18 protein-coding genes and 1 tRNA gene are annotated in these 22,760 nt (G+C 63.3%); 12 read left to right on the top strand and 7 right to left on the bottom strand.

Annotation, left to right across the window (positions count from 1 at the left end; all coding sequences use genetic code 11):
- The first annotated feature begins 240 nt into the window (after positions 1-240).
- On the top strand, positions 241-2,835 hold the full coding sequence (locus ACM9ME_RS00390; RefSeq protein ID WP_415641428.1) for a ribonuclease E/G: 2,595 nt from the start codon (positions 241-243) through the stop codon (positions 2,833-2,835).
- 69 nt (positions 2,836-2,904) lie between these two features.
- Here the strand turns inward: ACM9ME_RS00390 and ACM9ME_RS00385 are convergent, their stop codons facing one another.
- The 3 genes from ACM9ME_RS00385 to ACM9ME_RS00375 form a co-directional block, all read right to left on the bottom strand.
- Positions 2,905-4,035, bottom strand: a complete 1,131-nt coding sequence (locus tag ACM9ME_RS00385; RefSeq protein WP_415641427.1) for a glycosyltransferase family 4 protein — start codon at positions 4,033-4,035, stop codon at positions 2,905-2,907.
- Entirely contained in the window at positions 4,035-4,403 is a 369-nt protein-coding gene (locus ACM9ME_RS00380; protein WP_415641426.1) for a GtrA family protein, read from the bottom strand. The genes ACM9ME_RS00385 and ACM9ME_RS00380 overlap by 1 nt, the downstream gene beginning before the upstream one ends.
- A 67-nt stretch (positions 4,404-4,470) precedes the next feature.
- Positions 4,471-5,157, bottom strand: coding sequence for a ferritin-like domain-containing protein (locus ACM9ME_RS00375; protein ID WP_415641425.1), 687 nt, complete (start codon positions 5,155-5,157; stop codon positions 4,471-4,473).
- Positions 5,158-5,296: 139 nt separating this feature from the next.
- Here ACM9ME_RS00375 and ACM9ME_RS00370 point away from each other — a divergent pair, with 139 nt between their 5' ends.
- Both ACM9ME_RS00370 and ACM9ME_RS00365 read left to right on the top strand, forming a co-directional pair.
- Complete coding sequence (locus tag ACM9ME_RS00370) at positions 5,297-6,658, top strand: M48 family metalloprotease (RefSeq protein WP_415641424.1); 1,362 nt, start codon at positions 5,297-5,299, stop codon at positions 6,656-6,658.
- A complete protein-coding gene (locus ACM9ME_RS00365; RefSeq protein ID WP_415641423.1) occupies positions 6,655-7,329 on the top strand; it encodes a DsbA family protein in 675 nt (224 codons plus the stop codon). Before ACM9ME_RS00370 ends, ACM9ME_RS00365 begins: the two co-directional genes overlap by 4 nt.
- Here the strand turns inward: ACM9ME_RS00365 and ACM9ME_RS00360 are convergent.
- Together ACM9ME_RS00360 and parC are read right to left on the bottom strand one after the other, a co-directional pair.
- Positions 7,312-8,925, bottom strand: a complete 1,614-nt coding sequence (locus ACM9ME_RS00360; RefSeq protein ID WP_415641422.1) for a putative bifunctional diguanylate cyclase/phosphodiesterase — start codon at positions 8,923-8,925, stop codon at positions 7,312-7,314. The two genes, ACM9ME_RS00365 and ACM9ME_RS00360, sit on opposite strands and share 18 nt — an antisense overlap.
- Before the next feature lie 9 nt (positions 8,926-8,934).
- Positions 8,935-11,208 carry a DNA topoisomerase IV subunit A gene (gene parC / locus ACM9ME_RS00355; protein ID WP_415641421.1) on the bottom strand — a complete coding sequence of 758 codons (2,274 nt, stop codon included), beginning with the start codon at positions 11,206-11,208 and terminating at the stop codon, positions 8,935-8,937.
- Positions 11,209-11,378: 170 nt separating this feature from the next.
- Between parC and ACM9ME_RS00350 the strand changes: the two genes are divergently transcribed.
- From ACM9ME_RS00350 to purQ, 7 genes are all read left to right on the top strand, one after another.
- The gene (locus ACM9ME_RS00350) at positions 11,379-13,640 is read left to right on the top strand and encodes an EAL domain-containing protein (protein ID WP_415641420.1); all 2,262 of its coding nucleotides are present in this window, start codon (positions 11,379-11,381) and stop codon (positions 13,638-13,640) included.
- Between the two features lie 304 nt (positions 13,641-13,944).
- The gene (purC, locus tag ACM9ME_RS00345; protein ID WP_415641419.1) at positions 13,945-14,724 is read left to right on the top strand and encodes a phosphoribosylaminoimidazolesuccinocarboxamide synthase; all 780 of its coding nucleotides are present in this window, start codon (positions 13,945-13,947) and stop codon (positions 14,722-14,724) included.
- Positions 14,721-15,602 carry a diacylglycerol/lipid kinase family protein gene (locus ACM9ME_RS00340; protein ID WP_415641418.1) on the top strand — a complete coding sequence of 294 codons (882 nt, stop codon included), beginning with the start codon at positions 14,721-14,723 and terminating at the stop codon, positions 15,600-15,602. Before purC ends, ACM9ME_RS00340 begins: the two co-directional genes overlap by 4 nt.
- Before the next feature lie 88 nt (positions 15,603-15,690).
- Entirely contained in the window at positions 15,691-16,941 is a 1,251-nt protein-coding gene (locus ACM9ME_RS00335) for a transferrin-binding protein-like solute binding protein (RefSeq protein WP_415641417.1), read from the top strand.
- Positions 16,942-18,276, top strand: coding sequence for a surface lipoprotein assembly modifier (locus tag ACM9ME_RS00330; RefSeq protein ID WP_415641416.1), 1,335 nt, complete (start codon positions 16,942-16,944; stop codon positions 18,274-18,276). It abuts the gene before it with no gap.
- 39 nt (positions 18,277-18,315) lie between these two features.
- A complete protein-coding gene (gene purS / locus ACM9ME_RS00325) occupies positions 18,316-18,582 on the top strand; it encodes a phosphoribosylformylglycinamidine synthase subunit PurS (protein WP_415641415.1) in 267 nt (88 codons plus the stop codon).
- Positions 18,579-19,241, top strand: a complete 663-nt coding sequence (gene purQ, locus ACM9ME_RS00320; protein ID WP_415641414.1) for a phosphoribosylformylglycinamidine synthase subunit PurQ — start codon at positions 18,579-18,581, stop codon at positions 19,239-19,241. Before purS ends, purQ begins: the two co-directional genes overlap by 4 nt.
- Here the strand turns inward: purQ and ACM9ME_RS00315 are convergent.
- Entirely contained in the window at positions 19,238-19,960 is a 723-nt protein-coding gene (locus ACM9ME_RS00315; RefSeq protein ID WP_415641413.1) for a queuosine precursor transporter, read from the bottom strand. The two genes, purQ and ACM9ME_RS00315, sit on opposite strands and share 4 nt — an antisense overlap.
- A 63-nt stretch (positions 19,961-20,023) precedes the next feature.
- Here ACM9ME_RS00315 and ACM9ME_RS00310 point away from each other — a divergent pair.
- Positions 20,024-20,100, top strand: a tRNA-Arg gene (locus ACM9ME_RS00310).
- 61 nt (positions 20,101-20,161) lie between these two features.
- A complete protein-coding gene (locus ACM9ME_RS00305; RefSeq protein WP_415641412.1) occupies positions 20,162-20,854 on the top strand; it encodes an EI24 domain-containing protein in 693 nt (230 codons plus the stop codon).
- Here ACM9ME_RS00305 and ACM9ME_RS00300 read toward each other — a convergent pair.
- Positions 20,851-22,716 carry an ABC-F family ATP-binding cassette domain-containing protein gene (locus ACM9ME_RS00300; RefSeq protein WP_415641411.1) on the bottom strand — a complete coding sequence of 622 codons (1,866 nt, stop codon included), beginning with the start codon at positions 22,714-22,716 and terminating at the stop codon, positions 20,851-20,853. The genes ACM9ME_RS00305 and ACM9ME_RS00300 overlap by 4 nt on opposite strands.
- Positions 22,717-22,760 lie beyond the last annotated feature (44 nt).

Here is a 22,760-nt window from a genome sequence, read left to right as displayed (position 1 = left end):
TCGCCTGCCGGCTTTAGGGTCCGGCAGCTCCGGCGACCTTGCCGGGTCTACAGGTTGACGCTCGCATGATGCATGGTTCCCCGCTTCCCGGCCAAAGCCTTCAAAGGCTGGCCGCTGGGCGGGCTAATCTCCGGCGCGAATCCGCCCGGCATGCTTCGCGAGCAGAGGCATTCAAACTTCACTTTAAACTGACGCCGGCCCCGCGGTTATTCGCGCCGCCGCGTCTACAAGGAATAACACATGACAATGCGCATGCTGATCGATGCGCGCCACCGGGAAGAAACCCGAGTGGCGGTGGTCAAGGGTAACCGGATCGAGGAATTCGACTTCGAATCGGCCGAGCACAAGCAGCTCAAGGGGAATATCTATCTAGCCAAAGTGACGCGCGTGGAGCCGTCGCTCCAGGCCGCGTTCATCGATTATGGCGGCAATCGCCACGGCTTCCTCGCCTTCAGTGAAATCCACCCGGACTATTATCAGATCCCGCGCGAGGATCGCGAAGCCTTGCTGCGCGAAGAAGCCGAGCACGCCGAGGAAGAAGAGCGCCTCCGCGCCGAAGCCGACGACGTCGAAGACGGCATCCAGGGCGAAGAACATTTCGCCGACGATGGCGAAGACGATCGCCCCGAAGAGCCCGAAGCGATGGGCGACGACGGCGAGCATTCCGACGAAGACGGCGCGCCAAAGCGCCGGGCCGGTGGCAATGCCAAGGCCGAGGCCGTCCGCGAAAAGCGCATGAACCTGCGCCGCCGCTACAAGATTCAGGACGTCATCCACAGGCGCCAGGTGCTGCTGGTTCAGGTGGTGAAAGAAGAGCGCGGCAACAAGGGCGCGGCGCTGACCACCTACCTCTCGCTCGCTGGTCGTTACTGCGTGTTGATGCCCAACACGTCGCACGGCGGCGGGATCAGCCGCAAGATTTCGAACGCGGGCGACCGCAAGCGTTTGAAGACGATCATGGCCGACATGAACCTGCCCAAGACCATGGGTTGCATCGTTCGCACCGCCGGCCTGTCGCGCACGAAAGTCGAGATCCGCCGCGACTTCGATTACCTCGCAAGGCTGTGGGACGAGGTTCGCGAGAACACGCTGGGTTCCGCAGCTCCAGCATTGATTTATCAGGATTCGGACCTGATCAAGCGCGCGATCCGCGACCTCTACAACAAGGACATTGACGAGGTCATCGTCGAGGGCGCGGAGGGCTATGCCCACGCCAAACAGTTCATGAAACTGCTGATGCCCAGCCATGCGCGGCGCGTGAAACCCTATGCCGATGCCGTGCCGCTGTTCCAGCGCGCGGGTGTCGAGGACCAGCTGGCGGCAATGTACAATCCGGTCGTCCAGCTCAAATCGGGCGGCTATCTGGTGATCAATCCGACCGAGGCGCTGGTGTCGATCGACATCAACTCTGGTCGGTCGACGCGCGAACACGGCATCGAGGCGACTGCCGTTGGCACCAACCTTGAGGCCGCTTACGAAATCGCCCGCCAGTTGCGCCTGCGCGACATGGCCGGCCTCGTCGTCATCGACTTCATCGACATGGAATCGAACGGCAACATCCGTAAGGTCGAAAAGGCGATGAAGAGCGCGCTGGCCGATGACCGCGCGCGCATTCAGGTTGGGCGCATCTCCAGCTTCGGCCTGATGGAAATGAGCCGCCAGCGCCTGCGCACCGGCGTGCTCGAAGCCTCGACGCGTCAATGCCCGCATTGCGAAGGCACCGGGCTGGTTCGTACCGCCTCGTCCGCTGCATTGTCGGCATTGCGCCTGCTGGAAGATGAAGCCGGGCGTGGCCGGTCGAGCCTCCTCACGCTGCGCGCGAGCCAGGAAGCGGCGTTTTACATCCTCAACCGCAAGCGCGCCGAACTGGCCGAGATCGAGGACCGCTTCGGCGTCCGCATCGATGTTCAGGCCGACAGCGAAGTCGAAGGCGCACACATGGCCGTCGAGGGCTCCGGCCCGCCGCCGAGCCATGCGCCGAAGGTCGATGCGATACCGCTGCTTGAGGACGATCCCGAGGACGACATCCCCGAGGACGAAGAAGAAGAGATCGAGGCAGACGTGAGCGAGTCGCGCGAAGCCCGCCCACGCCGCGACGATGAGGTCGATGGCGAAGGCCGTCGCCCGCGCCGCCGCCGCCGCCGCCGTGGTGGCGGTCGTGGTGAGGGCGCTGTCGAAGGTGGTGAGCCACGTGAAGCGCGTGAGCCGCGCGAGCCGCGTGAACCTCGTGAGCCACGCGAAGCTGTCGGACCGCGCGAGGGCGGCGACGACGAAGCCGCCGCCACTGCCGATGGCGAAGAACGCCGTGGGGGCCGTCGCGGACGCCGAGGCGGTCGTCGCCGGCGCGGTCGTGAGGGTGGTGTGGACACGACCGTAGAGGCGGGTACCGCGAACGACGCCGAACCAACCGATGTGACCAAAGCGGACCCGGCAACGGATACCGAAACCGCTGCCGAGGCTGCACCGAAGCCCCGCGCGCGCCGTTCGCGCAAGGCGGCTGACGCAACGACGCCGGTCGAAGCGGTTGCTACCCCGGAGCCCACAGAAGCGGCTGTGGAGGAAGCGCCCAAGCCGAAGCGGACCCGCCGCACCAAGGCTGTGGAAACCGTTGAGGCTGCGCCTGTTGTAGCTAAACCCGAACCGTCGGCACCTGCCGAGGTCGCACCTGAAGCAAAGCCAAAGCGCGCCAGCCGCGCCAAGGCCGCCAAACCCGTCGAGTCCGAAGCCGTATCGCCTGCGGTCGCACCCGCTGACGCCGACGGCGACGACGGCACCGCCGAGAGTGGCTCGCGTCGTCGCGGTTGGTGGCAGCGCACGCTCGATACGCTCGGCTAAGTTCGACGTAAGTCTGCAATATACCCTGTTCGAGCGTCCGTCGTGGCGCTCGAACAGGCGTGTCGTGATTTAAGAACGGCGTTCGATGACCGCCTCATAGGCCTGCGCCACCGCTTGTGATGCGGCTCGCCATGAAAATGCTGCACTGGCCTCACGCGCCGCCGCGCCTATCGCAGCGCGTCGCACCGGATCACGCGCCAGCCGCGCGACCTGATCGGCGTAAGCGCGGACATTTAGCGGCGCACACAGCACGCCACTCACCCCGTCAGTCAGCAGCCCGCGCGCGCTGCCGACATCCGCGCTGACGACTGCCAAGCCTGACGCCATCGCCTCGAGCACAACATTGCCAAATGCCTCGCTAACGCTGGTCGACAGCATGATGTCCGCGCTGGCCACGGCGCGGGCGAGGTCGGGGCCGTCGAGATGCCCGGTCAGGACCGCGCCAGCGATCGGCGAAAACCGGTCGCGCGCCGGACCTTCGCCAACTGCCAGTGCGCGTAGTTTGACCCCGCGGTGCCGCAATTCTTCGATAATCTGCAAGTAAACGAGAATTCCTTTTTCCAGCACCAACCGTCCAAAAAACAGAATGACGACCTCGTCATCCGCAATACCTTGCGCACGCCGCCAGGCGAGGTCGCGGCGCGACGGGTCCCACAAGGTGCGGTCGACGCCACGGCTCCACAGGCTGACGTGATCGTCGCCGCGCAGGGTCCGCAATTCTTCGACAATTGCCGGGGTTGGCGCGAGGACATGGTCGCTGCGCCGGTAAAACCGGCCTAGGTGCGCCTCGATCGCCGGACGCAACCAGCCGAGCCGGTAATAATCCAGATACGTCTCGAACCGGGTGTGCAGGCTCGTAACGTTTGCGATGCCATTGCGGATCGCGAACGTCTGCGCGCGGGTGCCAAGAATGTCGGGCGTCGCGACGTGGATCAGCTCGGGCGCGAACCGCGTCAAATCGGCCCGGATCGTGCGCGGAACACCCAGTGCCAGTCGAAATTCACCACGCACCGGCAATCGCACTGCCGGGACCGGGACCAACGTCCCCGTTGGCGCAAAGGCCGGCGTATCGGTAACGGGGGAATAAACGCGAACCTTATGCCCGGCCTTGTCCTCGAGATAGCCGACCAGCCGGTTAAGCGCCTGATTGGCCCCCTCGCGGACGTAATTGTAATTGCCCGTAAACAGCGCAATCCGCATCACAGCCGCCGGAAATTGAGTATCGCGTTGAGCAGGAACACGGCGAGCCCGGCAAAGAGCGAGACGATCACTCGCGCGACGAGATAATTGATCGGCGTCCAGGCGAGAAATGCGGCGTACATACCAAGCGTGATCACCATGCCGACGCCCGAATTGATCAGGAAGAACAGGTACCCGGTGAGCACCGCCCGGTCGGTGCCGGCGAAAATCCAGCTGCGTCCAAAAGCGTAATGCGCGCTGTTCGCCGCGACGAAGCCGATCGCCGCCGCCAGTATCTTGTCCATGCCCAGCAGTTCGACCAGCGCCCATAACAGCGCCATGTCGAACACGAACACGGCGGTGCTGACCACCGTATTGCGCCCCAGCATTGCCGCTGCCCGCCTCGATAATAGGCGCGAGCGCAAACTGCCCGCCGTCGGCATCACATCGTCCATGCTACGCAGCTTGTGCGAGCGGGATGCGTTGCGGCCGCTGGACCGCCTCGCCCGCATCGGCCCAATCGGTGCGACGCGGCAAATTCGGCGTCAGGAACAACACCGGCAGCTTCAGGAATAGCAGCTCGCTGTGGATGAACCGGTCGATCCCACGTTCCCACCAGCGATAATCGCGCTTGCCATTGGCCTTGAGCCAACCCTCATACGGCGCCCAATGACTCGGTTCATCGCGGTGGACCACTTCGAAAATCTTCACCAGCGCCCGGTCGCGGCGGACAAGCGGGTGCTTGAGCAGGATTTCGACCTGCACAAACCCGCGCCTCTCGGTCAGCGAGATGACGCGACACAGCTTTTCGAACATCGCATCGTCGGCAATGATCGCCTTGGTGTCGAGGTCGTCGATACTCGTCTTGAACATGATCTCGACGAAGCGGTCGATATGTCCGCATGTACGGTCTACCATCAACGGCATGGTCCCGCGCAGTTCAAACCAGCGGCGGAACATGACGTAATGCTTTCGTTCGTCGGCGCGATGGCGCTCGATTGCTGCGATGAGTGCGCAATCGTCGGGAGCACGTGCGCGAACTGCCTCCAGCACGCGGTCGATGGCGGTGTAGCCGCGATGTTCGTTATAAATGTAAATCGATCCGAGCAGGTCGAGATATCGTTCACGAAACCAATTCAACATTTGCGACTTTCGGACCTTGATCTTGGAAAACGGAGCCGCATGAACCTGATCAGCTTAACGGCTAATTGATCAACGTTGCAGGGCGCAACTTGTATCCTCTTTCACCCGTGGTTCATCGCGTCCATACCACCACGCGACCATGCGCGCCTTTCGTCACCTGATCGCTTTCGTCATCGCCGCTGTGCTGGCCGTTCAGCCTGCGCTGGCGCAGTCAGTGCTGCGCGATGCGGAGACCGAGAGCCTGTTTCTCGACATGTCCGCACCGATGATCCGGGCGGCCGGGCTGGACCCCAAAAATGTCCGCGTGGTGGTGGTCAATGATACCGAGATCAACGCCTTCGCGTCGCAGGGGCAGGATGTCTATCTCAACGCCGGACTGATCATGGCGGCAAAGAACGCCAATGAGGTTCAGGGCGTTATCGCCCACGAGTTGGGCCACGTCGCGGCGGGCGATGTATTGCGCGGGCAGGAAGGCATCAAGAAAGCCACCGGCATCATGATCCTGTCGATGATCCTGGGCGCGGCCGCCATGGCGGCGGGGGGCGGAGAGGCCGGTGCGGGAATTTTCGCTGCGGGACAACAGGCGGCGCTCGGCAAGTACATTGCCTTCACCCGGGTTCAGGAAGCCGGCGCGGACGAAAGCGCACGTCGCTTCCTCCGAGGCGGCGGCGTCAGCGGTAAGGGAATGATCTCGTTCTTCAAAACGCTGCAGAATCAGGAATATCGCCTGCGCCTCAACGATAATGGCGATGGCTTCGGCAACGACCATCCAGTGACTTCGGACCGTATTGCGGTGCTGTCGGACACGCTGCCGAGCGACCCGGCGTGGAACACACCGACCCCTGACGATATCGAGGCACGGTTTCAGCGGGTCAAAGCCAAACTGACCGGCTTCATTCTCGACCCCAAAGTCGTCGTAAACCGGTTTCCGCTGACCGATAATTCGGTGCCTGCACATCTCGCGCGCGCTTACGCCTATCATCGCGGCGCCTATCCCGACCGCGCCGTTTATGAAACCGATGCGCTCCTCGCAACGGCCCCGCACGACCCGTATTTCCTCGAAATGAAGGGCCAGATCCTGCTCGAATCCGGACGGCCGACCGAGGCGATCCCGATCCTCCGCGAAGCCGTGGCGCGCACCAATTACCAACCGCTGATCGCGGCCCTGTTCGGTCATGCGCTGATCGAAAGTGGCGACCGCGCCAATTATGCCGAGGCGAAGATCATCCTCAAAAATGCCATCCAGCGCGACGGCGAAAATCCGTTCGCCTGGTATCAATTGGGCGTCATCTACACGCAGGAAGGCGATCAGCCGCGAGCCGCTCTCGCCAGTGCCGAACGCTGGAATTTGGAAGGGCAGGCGCGACCGGCGCTGGCGGCGGCGGAAACCGCGATGCACGGACTGCCGCCGGGTTCGGCGGACTATCTCCGCGCGCAGGACATTTCGATGATTTCCAGAACTCAGGCCGAAAAAGACAAAAAGGACCATAAGCGCTCATGATCGCAATAGCTTTGCTGCTGGCGGCCGCGGCCCCCGTCCCCGCGCCCGATCGCGCGGCGATCGAGGCGATTGTCCGCGACTATATTCTCGAACATCCCGAAATCCTGCCAGAAGCGATGAACCGGCTTCAGTCACGTGAGACCGCCAACGCGATCACCACCAATCGCGACGGCATTTTCAAGCCCTTCGCCAATGCGTGGGAGGGTGCGGCGGACGCCGACCTGACCATCGTCCAGTTCTTCGACTATGATTGCGGCTATTGCCGTCGCTCGCTGCCCGACATCGACCGCTTGCTGGCGGAGGACCACAAGCTCCGCATCGTCTATCGCGAATTTCCCGTGCTCGGCCCGAATAGCGAGGTCGCGGCCAAGGCGTCACTCGCGGCGGCGCGCGGCAAATCCTATCCGGCATTCCATCGTGCAATGTACGCGGCCAAGGATCTGTCCGCTGCGGAAATCGATAAGGTCGCGGCGAAATTCGGCGTGAGGCTGGTGGACGATCCGGTCTTCTCGCGCGAAATCGACGCCAATCGCAGCCTCGCCCGGCCACTCAGCCTGACCGGCACGCCGTCATGGGTCATCGGCGGTCAAGTGCTCTCAGGGGCGGTCGGCTACGACGCGCTAAAGACCGCGATCTCGGCTGCGCGCGCGAAATCAGGCGCCGCGGGCTAACGCGAATTCATATGCGGCGTCGCCCTCGAGCGGTCTCGCGAAATGATAGCCTTGCCCGACGTTGCAACCCAGTATCGCCAGCAGTCGCGCGGTCTCCGCCGTTTCGACACCTTCCGCCGTCACGCGCAGCCCCAGCGCTTGAGCCAATGACAGGATCGCGCGAACGATCGCGGCTTTGTCGGGGTCGGTCGGCATGTCGCCGATCAGGCTACGGTCGATCTTGAGAATATCGATCGGCAAACGGCGCAGCAGTGCCAGATTGGAATAACCGGTGCCGAAATCGTCCATCGCGATCCGCGCACCGGTGGCTTTGATGCGGTCAAGCACTTCCGCGGCCTTTGCCGGATCGGCGAGGATTGCGCTTTCGGTAAGCTCAACCGTCAGGCGCTGCCCCTGTATGCCGTGGCGCCGAAGGGCATCTGCAACGCGCTCCGACACGTCTTCGTTGGTCAGCTCAACCGCTGAGAGGTTGATCGCCACTCCGACATCGAGGGTGCGCCCCGCGCGCTCGTCCCATGCGGCGAGCGTTGCCAGCGCACAGTCCATCATCTGAGAATCGAGCGCCGCGATCAGGCCGCTGTCCTCGGCGACCGCGATGAATTCCACCGGGCTGACCGCGCCTAATCGCCAATGCTGCCAGCGCGCCAGCGCCTCGAATCCGCAGATGCGGTTGCTGCCCAAGTCGATCAACGGCTGCAACGCCAGATGCAGCGCACCGCTCCCAAGGTCGTGGCGCAATTCGGTTTCGACCAGAAAGCGCCGGTGTGCGTCCTGCAGCGCCGCCGGGCGGTAACATTCCACCCGTCGCGTGCGTTTGGCGAGCTTCAGCGCCAATTGGGCGTGACGGATCACCTGCTCCGCATCGTCATCCGCACCGGCGCCCGCACACCCGATGGCGCAGTCGACCTTCAATTCGAAGTCGCTCAGCCGAAACGGTTGATCGAGTGCTGCTCCGATGCGCTCGGCGACGCGGCACAAATCGGCCCCTTCAGCGACACCCGACACGATGACCGCGAATTCGTCGCCACCGGTCCGGGCCAGCAGATCGCCATCGCGCAACTTCGATTTCAGGCGCCGCGCCACCGTGACGATCAGTTCATCGCCGCCCAGCGGACCGATACAGTCGTTGACACGTGAGAAGTGGGAAAGGTTGATCGCGACGACGGCCGGCTGCTGATCCGCCTCCATCCGCGCCTCGAGCGCTTCGACAAAGCCAGTGCGGTTGGGCAGGCCAGTCAGCGGATCGTCGATCATCTGGCGGCGCAGCAATCGCGTGGCGGTGGCGATAGCGGTCGTGTCGGTGAAGCTGACCAGCGCCTGCGGACCGACCGGGGTGATGTCGATCGAATAGCTGCGCTGATCGAAATCTTCACCGATCCCGATCGTCAGCGCACGTTCGGCCGTGCCGCTCGATATCACGCGCCGGCACGCGGCCCCCAACAAATCGTCGTCATCGAGCCAATTGTCCGCGACAAGAACCTGATCGAAGGCTGCGTTGCCCTTTGCGACCACCGAATTGCCGCGCCACTCGACGAGCGCCGCTGCGCCGGGCAGCACGTCGATCCAATCCGTGGTTAATCGCGCAGTTGCGGCCATTCCGTTCGGCTAGGCGATTTGGGTTAAGCCTCGCTTAAGCGATTGATCCACGAACCGGTTGTCGCGGGGGAATCCCGTCGGCGCCATGCGTCCGGCGGCACCGCGTGCCGCGCGCCAAGGGGTCAAATCCGCCTCGGTCCGACTGCGGCCGCTGTCACCGCCCATCGGCCAGGTCAGGCCGTCGGCAAAATTCAACGTCGTCGCATCGGACAAACTTCCGTCGCGATAGCGTTGCAGCATGACGCCCGAGCCACGCGACAATTCGGGCAGCTCCGCCAGAGGAAAGACGACCAGCTTGCGGTTATCGCCGACAATGGCAGCGCTGTCGTGCGACGGATTGATCGGCGCAACGACGGCCAGCCGCACGCCGTCCTTAAGATTAACGACCTGGCGACCCTTGCGCGTCTCCGCGACAATCTCTCCGACTTTGGCAATGAAGCCGCGCCCCTCACTGGTAGCGAGGAGCAAGCGTTGGTCGGACCGGGCCACGCCGATCGAAATGACATCCACGTCGCCTGGCAGGTCGACAAGCAGCCGAACCGGCTCGCCAAACCCACGCCCACCCGGCAACTTGTCCGGCGCCAAAGTGTAGAACCGCCCGTCTGCTGCCCCGAGCAGAATGCGGTCGGTTGTGTACGCGGGAAGCACAAAGGCCGGGCCATCGCCCTCTTTATACTTTGCCGCATCGCCGACCGGTCCGTCGAAATGCCCCTTCATCGCGCGGATCCATCCTCGTTGCGACAACAGGATGGTGATCGGTTCGCGGTCGATCATCGCTTCGAGCGGGATGTCGCGCGGTGGCGCGGCTTCGGCGACCGTCGTGCGGCGCGCGCCGAGTTTGGTTTCGGGCGCGTAGCGGGTGCGCAGTGCGGCCAGATCCTTCTTAAGCTTGGTGCGTTGCCGCGCAGGGCTTTCGATCAGCGCGACCAAGCCTTCGCGTTCCTTGGCCAATGCAACCTGTTCGGCGTTGAGTTCCATCTCCTCGAGCTTACGCAACTGGCGCAGGCGCATGTTGAGGATCGCCTCAGCCTGTCGATCGTTCAGCGCGAATTCGGCGATCATCACCGGTTTTGGCTCATCTTCGGTGCGAATAATCTCGATCACGCGGTCGAGATTGAGAAACGCGATGATGAAGCCCGCGACGATCTCGGCGCGATCGTCGATCTTGGCAATGTGATGCCGCGCAAGGCGCAGCATCACTTCGAACTGGTGCCGCAACCACGCCGTCAGCACCGCGTGGAGCGACATCACGCGTGGCGTGCGGTCGGCATCGAGCACATTGAGGTTAAGCGGTATTTTGACTTCGAGATCGCTCAGCCGGAACAGGCTTTCCATGAGCACATCGGGATCGACGGTGCGGCTGCGCGGCTCGATGACCAGGCGGATGTCGGCGTCGGATTCATCGCGCACATCGGCGAGAATCGGCAGCTTCTTCGCCGCGATCACATCGGCGATCTGTTCGATCAGCTTGCCCTTCTGAACTCCATACGGGACTTCGCTGACGACGACGGTCCAGCCACCGCCCTTTTCCCGCTCGATCGACCAGCGGGCGCGAACACGGAACGACCCGCGCCCGGTGGCATAAGCCTGCACGATCATCGCCGGCGGATCGACGATCAGACCGCCGGTCGGCAAGTCGGGCCCTCTGACGAACTCTAGCAACGCTTCGCCCGGTGCGTCGGGCTGATCGATCAGCAATGTCGCGGCATCGACGATCTCCGCGACATTGTGCGGGGGAATGCTCGTGGCCATGCCGACCGCAATGCCACTGGCCCCGTTGGCGAGCAGGTTGGGAAACAGGCCCGGGAAAATCTCCGGTTCTTGCTCCTCACCATTATATGTCGCACGGAAATCGACCGTGCCATCGTCGAGCCCGGCCATCAGGTCGATCGCGGCGGACGTCATCCGCGCTTCGGTGTAGCGATAGGCAGCGGCGTTATCGCCATCGACGTTGCCGAAATTTCCCTGGCCGTCGACCAGCGGATAGCGCAGCGAGAAATCCTGCGCGAGGCGGACCATCGCATCGTAGACCGATTGGTCGCCGTGGGGATGGTATTTGCCGATCGTGTCACCGACGACGCGCGCGCATTTCTTGTACGCCGAGGCGGGATCGAGCCGCAGCAGCCGCATCGCCCACAGCAAGCGGCGATGTACCGGCTTCAACCCGTCGCGCAGATCCGGCAGCGAGCGCGCAGTGATCGTGGATAGCGCATAAACGAGATAGCGTTCGCTGAGCGCCGCATCGAACGGCGCGTCGATAATCTGATCGAAGGGATCGGTCACGGTCGCGGCGGCTTAGCAGCGGTGCAGCGCCGTGCAAGCACGACCCTTGTCCGGACAAATTTTAAAGATCGTTACCTTTTTGGTAACCATTTGCGTGCGACAGCGGAAATGAAATGGAACGGGCGCGCAAACTTAGGGAATTATGGGCAGGGTTAGACCCTCGTCGGCGCATGCTTATCTGGGCCCTGGCGATCGGACTTTTTGCCGGCTGGTCGGAAATCGGAGCGCCGCTGGACAGCGGCCTGTGGTCTCTCCGCAATCGCTATTTCAACCGGCCCGCCAGCGGTCAGATCGTCGTGGTCGCGGTGGACGACAAGAGCATTGCCGAAATCGGCCAATGGCCATGGCCCCGCACGGTTCATGCCAAACTTGTTGATCGCCTGCGCGCTGCGGGTGCCGATCACATTTATTTCGACATCACCTTTCGCAATAAATCGACCCGCGCCGAAGACGACGCCTTCGCCGCCGCGCTCGACCGTGCGCGGGGCAAGGTGTCGCTGGTCACGTTCCGCAGTCTCGACTCGGTCGCTCGCACGTCGACCGAGATCATGCCCTATGATGAGTTCGCCCAACGCGTCGAACTGGCCGACGCGTTCCTGCCGCTCAACGCGATGAACCAGGCGGACCGGGTGGCGACATTCCGGTGGGTCGGTGCGCAACCTCGCCCGGCGCTGTCTTTTGCGCTGGCCAACAAACCGCCGGTCCTCGCGACCAGTTATCCGATAAGCTACGTTCCTGACATCGCCTCGATCCCCAGCGTCAGCGCCGCCGACGTGGTCAACGGACGCATCGATCCAAAAATGCTCGCGGGCAAGCGCATCGTGGTCGGCATGACGTCGAGCATGATCAGCGATCCGATCCGCGCGCCCGGTGTCGGCGCCGTCCCCAGCGTCTTCGTCCACGTCCTCGGTGCCGAAACGCTGATGGTCGGCGTTCCGCGCGAACTGGGCTGGTTGATCCCGCTGTTCATCGTTGCGCTGATCCTGACCTACGCCTTTTCCGACGGCCCACGTATGCCAAGGCATGCCGCAGTCGCGGGGGGCTTCTTGATCCTGATGATCGCTCCGCCCTTGCTTCAGTTCCGCAGCATCTTCCTCGGGACAATGCCCGCGTTGCTGATGCTGACCATCGGTTGCGCCCGCTATTACTGGTGGCGGTTTCGCCGTCAGTCGGATGAACGTTCGCGATCGAACGCCGTCAGCGGCCTGCCAAACCTCACCGCGCTGCGGCACGAAGGTGACGCCAACGACAGCGGGCTGATCGTTGCACGCATTCGCAACTTTTCTGAAGCCACAACCAGCCTCCCGGTGGACGACGAAGAACATCTGGTGCGCCAGATCGCCTCGCGGCTTGAGATCGGTGGCGCGAGCCGCGTGTTCCAGGGCGATGAGGGCGTCTTCGCGTGGCTTGTGCCGCCGCAAGATCTTGGCGGTATCGGCGGTCAGCTCGAAGCCTTGCACGCACTCTTCCGCAGCGCGCTGAACCTCGGTAGCCGCAGCGTGGACCTGGCGATTTCGTTCGGCGTCGTGGCGGCCGATGGACGCGCGGTGCCGAACCGCTTGTCGAGCGCACTGCTCGCTGCCGACGAAGCATCGGCCGACGGCAGCAAGTGGAAAGCATTCGACCCTGCCCATCTGGTGGATGCCGAATGGCGTCTATCGCTGCTCGGTCAGCTCGATTCGGCGATCGGCCGCGGCGATATCTGGGTCGCCTACCAACCCAAGCTCGATATGCGCACCAACAGCATCATCGGGGCCGAGGCACTGGTTCGCTGGTCGCACCCGGAAAAGGGCGTGATTGCCCCGGACGAATTCATCCGTGCGGCCGAGCAACATGGCCGCATCGACCGGTTGACCGACTTCGTGCTCGAATCGGCGATTCGCAGCGCTGCTGGGGTTAACGCGATCGGCATGTCGTTCAGCGTTGCGGTGAACATCTCGACGACGTTGCTCGACGATCAGCGAATCGTTGCGACGGTTCAGCTGTTACTCAACCGCTATAAGCTGCGCCCCGACTTGCTCACGCTCGAAGTGACCGAATCGACGGCGCTGCAAACCGGGGCGGAAAGCATGCGCACGCTCGAAGCGTTGCGCGATATCGGCGTCCAGATTTCCGTCGACGATTATGGCACCGGTCACTCAACATTGGAGTATCTTCGCGCAATCCCGTCGGACGAAATCAAGATCGACCGCGGTTTCGTGGCCAACGTGGCACATTACTCGAACGACCGGCTATTGGTTGAGTCCACGATCAAGCTGGCTCATTCCCTCGGGCGCAAGGTCGTCGCCGAAGGAATTGAAGACGAGGCGACCCGTGTCATCCTGATGTCGCTTGGTTGCGACGTTGCGCAAGGTTATCTGATCGGAAAACCAATGAAATTGGTTCAACTTATGCAATTATGTACGCCTGACGCTGCCTCACTAACAAGTTAACGCCTGAATTACATTTACCTCTTGTTAAGGTTGAGGAATCTCCTTAACACCGGTGTCAGCCCAATAAAAACAGGGCGCACGGGAGCAAGTGTATGTGGGACTGGATTTTCGGGCGCGGTGGCGCTGGCGCGAAAGACGGCTAAGCCTTCTCGCGTAAAATAAGGTTTTAGAGGGAAGCCGCCGAGTGTAGACTCGGCGGCTTCTTTCGTTGGCGTTGCGTGGGTTAACGTGACTCGCTAAGCAAAATACGCCCTGGCCGCCTGCAGGCACGCCGGGGCTTTCGCGTTCTGGTTCAGGAGCTGCCATGTCCCGTCGTCGCCAAATCTATGAGGGCAAGGCCAAAATTCTTTATGAGGGTCCCGAGCCTGGCACGCTGATCCAGTATTTCAAGGACGATGCGACGGCGTTCAACGCGCAGAAAAAGGGCACAATCAACGGCAAGGGCGTGCTGAACAACCGGATTTCCGAGCATATCTTCACGCTGCTCGGCCAGATCGGCGTGCCACATCATTTTATCCGGCGCCTCAACATGCGCGAGCAGTTGATCCGTCAGGTCGAAATCATTCCGATCGAGGTTGTGGTCAGAAATGTCGCCGCCGGTTCGCTCAGCAAGCGGCTGGGCATCGAAGAGGGCGAACAGCTGCCCCGCACGATCATCGAATATTTCTACAAGGATGATGCGCTCGGCGATCCGATGATCACCGACGAGCATATCGCCGCGTTCGGCTGGGCCAGCCAGGAAGAGATGCACGACATCGCGGACATGGCGATCCGCGTGAACGACTTCATGTGCGGGCTGTTCGCCGCGGTCGGTATCCGCCTGATCGACTTCAAGCTCGAATTCGGGCGCATCTACGACAATGAATATTCGCGCGTGATTTTGGCCGACGAGATCAGTCCGGACGGCTGCCGTTTGTGGGACATGAAGTCGAACGAGAAGCTCGACAAGGATCGCTTTCGCCGCGACCTCGGCGGTGAAGTCGAAGCGTATCAGGAGGTTGCACGTCGTCTCGGCCTGATGCCCGAAGGCGAAGGCCATGCGGTCCTCGATCTGGAATCGCATCGCAAGAAACGGGGCCGTTGACCGCAACGCTGCCGGTCATCGTCAATGCGGGCGGCGGCGCGGCCGCCAAAGCCGGTGACAAGCTTGAAACGCAACTGGCCGAGGCATTTGCCAAGGCCGGGATCGACGCCGAGATCATGCTCGTGCGCGGCGAGGAGATTTCCGCGACGCTCGACAGGGTGTTGAAGTCGCACGGCCGTGTGGCAATCGGCGGCGGTGACGGCACGATCGGCAGCGCGGCGCTGGCGGTGTCCGAGGCGGGCGCCACGATGGGCGTTCTCCCGCTCGGCACGCGCAATCATCTCGCGCGGCAACTCGGCGTTGGCCCCGAACTCGACAAGGCCGTTGCCGCGATCGCTGCGGGTCGGACGCGCGAGATCGATATCGGACGGATCGCCGACCGCGGCTTCGTCAACAATGTCTCGATCGGGCTTTATCCCAAAGTCGTGCGGCTGCGCGACGACGCGCCGCTGCCGAAGGCGATCGCCAATTTTCCCGCCGCCTGGACCTCGCTCAAACGTCTGCGACATCACCGGTTGCGCGTAATTGCCGACGGGACGGCGGAGACCATCCGCACGCCGATGCTGTTTATCGGCAACAATGTTTATTCGCTGGAGCCCGGCTCGCTCGGCCAGCGCGAGAATCTCGAGGGCGGCAAACTCGGCGTTTATGCGGTTGCGGCCAAGTCCCGGCTCGGCCTGATCGGTTTTGCGATTTCGGCGTTGCGCGGGCGGATCGATTACGAACGCGACTTCGCGCAGCTGACCGCGTGTCGTACGCTGGAGATTAACGCTCACGCCGGTTCGCTCGACGTGGCGATCGATGGCGAGCCGGTCCGCCTGCCAACGCCGATCAAGCTCGAAATCGTGCCGCGCGCGCTGAAAGTGTTCGCGCCTTAACGTTCGATATTAACTGGGCTTCACCAGTATTTTACCACTGCCGGTTACCAATCCGCTGGAAATCAATCGCCGTGCGGAGTGGCAAACAATGCGCAACATCATCGTCCTCACCTCGACCATCGCTCTCGCGGCCTGCGGCGGTGGCATGGGCGCGCAATCCGCTGGAACGACATCGGTCAGCGGCACCGGCACGGGCAGCACGCCCGCCGCCGACCCTTATACCCAGTTCAAGACGCCGACGGTTGCCAAGACCTATAACGGCGTCGGCGCGAGCCAGACTTTGGATTATTCGACCGACCCGCGCGGCATCGTCGGCGACCGCGGTCAGCAGGGCCTGCAATATGCCGGCAATGCCTCGACCGTCCGGGACAGCAAGATCTCGGTGACCTACGATCCGCGCGATGCGATTTTCACGCTGACGTTGCAGGATCCGCGCAGCGGTGCCGCCACCGACGTCCGCTTCCAGGATCCGGGCAGCCGCACCGATTTCGGCGGCGTTCGCACACCGCAATGGGGCGTCCAGGATTTCGCCGCCCTGTCCGGCATCGGCCGCAACACCAACATCCGCTATCTCCAGGCGGGCGATGGCGACCCGCTGTCGCGCTACGGCAAGAGCGGCAACGGCTTCGTCAACGAAGGCGACAACACGAACGCACCGACCGGCACGTCGGGTTCGGCCTATCAATCGACGACCTTCTTTTACGAAGTGCCCGGATCGACGACGCAATATGTTTCGTTCGCCGGCTATGTGCGCAACTCGCTCAACTGGATCGATGTCACCAACGGGGTCAGCACGTTCCAGCAAAGCCATTGGCATCTGGAGCGCGGCGCGTTCGCTTATGGCCTGACGACCGATCCGAACAATGTCCCGAAGACGGGGACCGGAACTTACACCGGCGAAATGGTCGGGACGATGATTTACAATCCGACCCTCGACGCCACTTCGACGCTGCCGAACTATTTCCAGTGGCTGTCGGGCACATCGTCGACTGCCGTCGATTTTGCGAGCGACAAAGTCTCGCTGCGCCTCGACGCTGTCGTCGGCGCACCGTTCTTCGATATCGGCACCACGCCGCAGGCGGTGACCATCGCCGCCGGCAGCACCTTCACCGCCGCAGGGACCGCAACGATCAACCTGGTCAACACCGGCGGCTTTACCGGCGCATTCCAGACCGCCTCGTTCAATGGCGGTACGGCGGTCAACATCGCGGGATCGAGCATCGACGGCGCATTTTATGGTCCGGCGGCGCAGGAAGTCGGCGGGGGCTTCCGCATCGTCGGCGGCACCCCTGATCAGCGCATCGACATCATGGGCGCCTTCACCGGCAAAAAACCCTAGGTGCCCGCCGCGCTCGCCCTTCCGGCAGCGCCCGTCGCGATCGTCAGCCCGGCCGGGCCGTCCGCAACGGTGGACGGCACCACCGTGCTGACCTTCACCGCGGACGAATTGCTCCAGCGTGTCGATCGGCTGGTCGCCGCGCGTGAATTCGCGCTGGCCAAGCCATTGGCCGAGGCCCTGGGTCAGGATCCGGCGCACCGGTTCCAGTCGCAATTCCTCCTCGGCTACATCGCCGTCGAAACCGGCGATCTGAACACCGCGACCAGCGAGTTCCGCGCCGCCTTGGCAAGCCATCCAGAAGCCACGCGCGTGCGTCTCGAGCTGGCGCGCGCGTTGATGCTTCAGGGCAAGGACGCGGCGGCTAATTACCATTATCGCCTGGCCCAGCGCGCCGACGACCTTCCCCCCGAAGTGCGCGCGACGGTCAATTCGTCACTGGCGCAGCTGCGCGACCGCAAGCCATGGGCGCTGAACGTCGAATTTGCGTTGGTCCCCGACAGCAACATTACCGGCGGCACGCGGTCACCGACCGTGGACATCGATATCGGCGGCGGCAAGCTTCCCTACACCCTCGGCGGCAACGCTGTGGCGCGTGCGGGCCTCGGCGAATCGGCGCGCATCGTCGGCACCTATCGCAGCGGCACCGGCACGCACGCCTTCGTCACCGATGCGGAAGTTTCCGGCGTCAATTATGCCGGCAAATCAGTCGATGATTATGGCGCGCAGCTCGCCGCTGGCCCCGACATTCGCACCAAGACCATAGTCGCTTATCTTCAGGGCGTGACAGCCTTCCGTTGGTATGGCGGCACGCTCGCAACCAAACAGGCCGGCGTCCGCGCCAGCGTGCAAAAGACGCGTGACGTGGGTGACCGTATCGGCGTCAGCATCGACATCCGCCACACCGATTCAATGCTCAGCAACGCCTACACCGGATGGACCGGCGGCGTGTTCGCGACCTACGAGCGCGTCCTCGCGAAAAGCTTTATCGCCAGTGCCAGCGCGTTTGCGCGGACCGACCGCCTGCGCGAGCGGGCTCAAACTGACAATGAATATGGCGTCTCCCTCGGCGTCGGCGGTGAGTTGCCGCACGGCATCAATGCGGGCGTTTCAGCGACAGTCAGCCGCGCCCGCTATTTTGCACCGATGCTCGCCTTTTCCGCCGAACCGCGCCACGACTGGCGTTACGCCGCACGCGCCTATGCCGGCGTGCGCAGCGTCCGCTTCCTCGGTTTCTCACCCAGCGTGACGTATAATTACAGCCGCAATGATTCGAGTCTGCAGCTCTATAAATCGAGCCGTTCGCGCATCGCTTTCACGCTCGCCCGCTATTTCTGACGGTTGCCCGAAAGGGCGCGTGGAGGCATAGGCGCGAGCATGAAAGCCCGCATCTTTGTCACCCTCAAGCCCGGCGTGCTCGATGCACAGGGCAAGGCGATCCACCATGCTCTGGAAGGACTCGGCTTCGACGGCGTCAACGATGTGCGCCAGGGCAAGCTGATCGAAGTCGATCTGGCCGACGGTACGCCGACCGACAAGATCGAGGATATGTGCCGCAAGCTGCTGGCCAACACGGTCATAGAGAACTTCAAAGTAGAGACGTCTTCCGAGGCTGATCCGGCCAACAGGCCTACTCAGCTGTGAACGCGGCGGTCATCGTTTTCCCGGGATCGAACTGCGACCGAGACCTTGCGACCGCGTTCGAACTGGTCACCGGCAAACCGACCGCGATGGTTTGGCATCAGGATACCGCCCTGCCCGACGGCCTCGACGTCATCGGGGTTCCGGGCGGATTTTCCTATGGCGACTACCTCCGCTCGGGCGCGATGGCGGCGCGATCGCCGATCATGCGCGCCGTTGCCGAAGCGGCCGCAAAGGGCCGCATGGTGCTGGGCGTTTGCAACGGATTTCAGGTGCTGACCGAAGCGGGGCTGCTGCCCGGCGCACTGCTGCGTAATGAAGGTATTCGTTTTGTCGGCCGCGATGTCGCGCTGACCGTCGCCAACAGCCAGACCGCTTTCACCAGCCGCTACTACGCGGACGAGGGTGTCACTTTCCCGGTCGCACACCATGACGGGCGCTTCACCGCCGATCTCGAAACGCTCGACCGCCTCGAAGGCGAAGGTCGCGTCGCGCTGCGCTATGCCGAAGCCGTCAACGGGTCCGAACGCCAGATTGCCGGAATCGTCAACGACGCCAGCAACGTCATCGGCATGATGCCCCATCCCGAACGCGCCGTCGAAGACGCGCATGGCCGGACCGATGGTTTGCGGTTGTTCGAGGGTTTGCTGGCGGCGACCTAAACACCGGTGCGGAACGGCGAGAAATTGGTCGCCTCGTCGAACACATCGACGCCCTCGGCGCGCTTGAGCCAGCCGACGACGGCATAGGTCGCGGGGGTCAGCAACACCTCCCAACCGACCTTCAGCGCCCAATTGGTGACCATCACCGTCAGCACCAGATCGTGCGTCCACCCCTCCGCGCCCCAAAAGGCCAGCGGGTAGAAGATCAGGCTGTCGACGCCTTGTCCGAACACTGTCGAGCCGATCGTTCTCGACCATAAATGTTTGCCGCTGGTCCACACCTTCATCCGCGCCATGACATAGGCGTTGACCAATTCGCCCGCCCAGAATGCGATGACGCTGGCGAAGACGATGCGCGGCACTTGTCCGAATACGGCCTCATACGCCCCCTGGTTGCCCCAGCTCACGGCGGGGGGAAGCGTGACGACGACCCACGACATGAACGCCATGAACAGCACCGCGACGAACCCAGCCCACACGCACCGTCGCGCACGAGCGTAGCCGTAAACTTCGGTCAGGACGTCGCCGAGGACATAGCTGAGCGGGAAGAACAGGATGCCCGCGCCGAAGGTGAAGCCGTGCCACTGCGCCACTTTTCCCGCGCCGATCACGTTCGACAGCAGGAGAATCGCGACAAACGCCGCCATCACGAAGTCGAAATAGCGAAAGCCGCCGCGCCCGATCTCGGCGGCGTCTACGCGGGTAATCGGTTCGGCCATGACGTCCCCCTTTTGCGCGAACCTAGCCAGCGCTGCTACCGCGCGCTAGCATATCGATGGTGCGCGCCCGTAGCTCAGTTGGATAGAGCAAGGAGCTTCTACCTCCTCGGTCGGGGGTTCGACTCCCTCCGGGCGCGCCAAATCCCAAAATGCCGAACGACGGCGCGGCGGCCACCAGCGCGGCTCGTGCGTTGGGCGGTCATGATCGCATCCCTCGCTCTGGCTATTGGCGACCTGTTCGATCGACGAGTGCTGGCGATTGCCGCGATGTCGCTGGCGATCACCATGGCCATTTTTGGCGGGCTAGGCGTGGCGCTGTCATGGGTGTTTGCCGGGGCGGATCCGTGCGACTGGCTCGATCTCGGCACCTGCCCGATCGATGGCACGGCGGGTACGCTCAGCGGAGTTGGACTGACCCTGATCCTCATGTGGCTGCTGTTTCCGGCCGTCGCGATCGGAGTCCTCGCGGGCTTCGCCGAGAAGATCGTCGCCGCCGTCGAAACGCGGCATTACCCGCAAAGCCTGACCACGGCACAGCCCCTCGGGGCATTTGGGCTGGCATTGCTGGGCCTGCGTTCCAGCGGCCGGCTGTTGCTCGTCAACATCGTCGCTTTGCCCTTTTACCTGATCATGTTGGTCACCGGCGTCGGCCCGCTGATCCTGTTCGTGATCGTCAACGGCTGGGCAGCCGGGCGCGATTTCGGCGAGATGGTTTCGGCGCGTCATGGCGACACGTCGTCCCGCCACCTGTGGCTCAAGGCATCACGCGGCGCACGGACCGGCATCGGCCTTGTTTGTGGCTGCCTGTTCCTGGTGCCGGTGCTGAACCTGCTCGCACCGATCCTCGGCGCCGCGGCGGTGACGCATCTATATCACCGGCGCGTGCGGAGCTAAGCCGTTTCGAGCGTTTCGCTCAGCTCAAGCCATGCGGCTTCGGCCGCCTCGATCCGCGTACTGAGATCGGCGCGGCGCTTCATCATTTCGGTCATGGTCAGCTTGGCAAGCGCGCCCGAAGCGCTGGCCGGATCGAACATCGCGCGTTCGATGTCGCTACGCTCGGCGGTGAGTTTGGCGATCTCCGCTTCGACCGCTTGCGCCCTTTTGCGATTGGCCTGTTCCTTCTCACGCGCTTCGGCAGCGAGGCGGCGCGCTTCCTTCTTATTGGCTTTGGAGCCGCCCTTCCCCGCCGGACCGCCTTCGCCCGACAGGACCAGGGCGATGTAATCGTTGAGCGAGCCGTCGAAATCCTTGGCCATGCCATTGTCGACCAGCACCAGCCGGTCGGCGGTCATTTCCAGCATGTGCCGGTCATGGCTGACGATCACCACCGCGCCGGTATATTGGTTGAGCGCCTGAACCAGCGCTTCGCGCGCATCGACGTCGAGATGGTTGGTCGGTTCGTCGAGGATCAGGAGGTGCGGCGCATCGCGGGTGATCAGCGCCAGCGCCAGGCGGGCGCGTTCGCCGCCCGACAATTTACCGACCGCGGTTGTCGCCTTCGGCCCGGAAAAGCCGAAACGCCCCAATTGCCCCCGCACCGCGCCCGGACTGCTCCCGCGCATGATACGCGTCATATGCTCCAGCGGGGTGTCGTCGCGATCGAGTTCCTCGACCTGATATTGGGTGAAGTAACCGACACGCATCTTGCCCGACATCGCGATGTCGCCCGCGAGCGGCTTGAGCTGTGCCGCGAGCAGCCGCGCGAGCGTGGTCTTGCCGTTGCCGTTGCGGCCGAGCAGCGCGATGCGCTCATCCGGATCGAGCCGCAGGTCGAGTTTGCGCAGGATCGGCACCCCGTCATAACCGACCTCCGCATGATCCATCGTGATCAGCGGGGGGCGCAATTCATCGGGCGCGGGGAAGTCGAAGGCGAGCGACGGATCGTCGATCAGTTCGGCGATCGGCTGCATCCGGGCAAGCGCCTTCGCGCGCGACTGCGCCTGCTTGGCGGTCGAGGCCCGCGCCGAGTTGCGTGCGACATAATCCTGCAGCTTTTCTCGTTCGGCCTGTTGCTTGACGCGGGCTGAGGCGAGTTGCGCCTGACGTTCCGCGCGTTGCGTTTCGAACGCGTCATAGCCGCCGGGGTAGAGGGTCAGCTTGCCGCGCTCGAGGTGGAGGATGTGATCGACGACATTGTTGAGAAAGTCGCGTTCGTGGCTGACGACAAGAATCGTCGCCGAATAGCTTTGCAGGAAATCCTCGAGCCACAGCACGGCTTCGAGATCCAAATGGTTCGACGGTTCGTCGAGCAGCAACACGTCGGGCGCGGAGAACAGCAGAGCCGCCAGCGCGACGCGCATACGCCAGCCGCCGGAGAAACTCTCGAGCGCGCGGCCCTGGGCCTCATCGTCGAATCCAAGTCCCGCCAGGATGCGTGACGCACGCGCCGGGGCGGAATGCGCGGCGATGGCGTTCAATCGCTCGTGAATCTCGCCCAACCGGTCGGGATCATGGCTCGTCTCGCTTTCGTGAAGCAAAGTGGCGCGCTCGATGTCGGCGGCGAGCACTTCCTCGAGCGGGGTGGCCGATCCACCCGGCGCTTCCTGAGCGATATAACCGAGCTTCGCGCCGCGCGGCATTTCCGCCGCGCCGCCATCGGGCTCAAGCAATCCGGCGACCACGCGCACCAAGGTCGTCTTGCCCGCGCCATTGCGGCCGATCAGTCCGACACGGCTCTTGGGCGGCAGGGCGGCGGTCGCGCCGTCGAGGATCGTGCGCCCGCCAAGGCGCACTGTGACATCGTTGAAACTGAGCATGATACGGCACCCCCTAGCAGGGAAATCGATTCACCGCACGACTC

It is taken from the genome of Sphingomonas antarctica (assembly GCF_965137005.1).
In the GTDB taxonomy this organism is placed as follows: domain Bacteria; phylum Pseudomonadota; class Alphaproteobacteria; order Sphingomonadales; family Sphingomonadaceae; genus Sphingomonas_O; species Sphingomonas_O antarctica.
The sequence above is the reverse complement of the archived record's forward strand: the minus strand, read 5'-3'. Positions and strand labels throughout refer to the sequence as shown.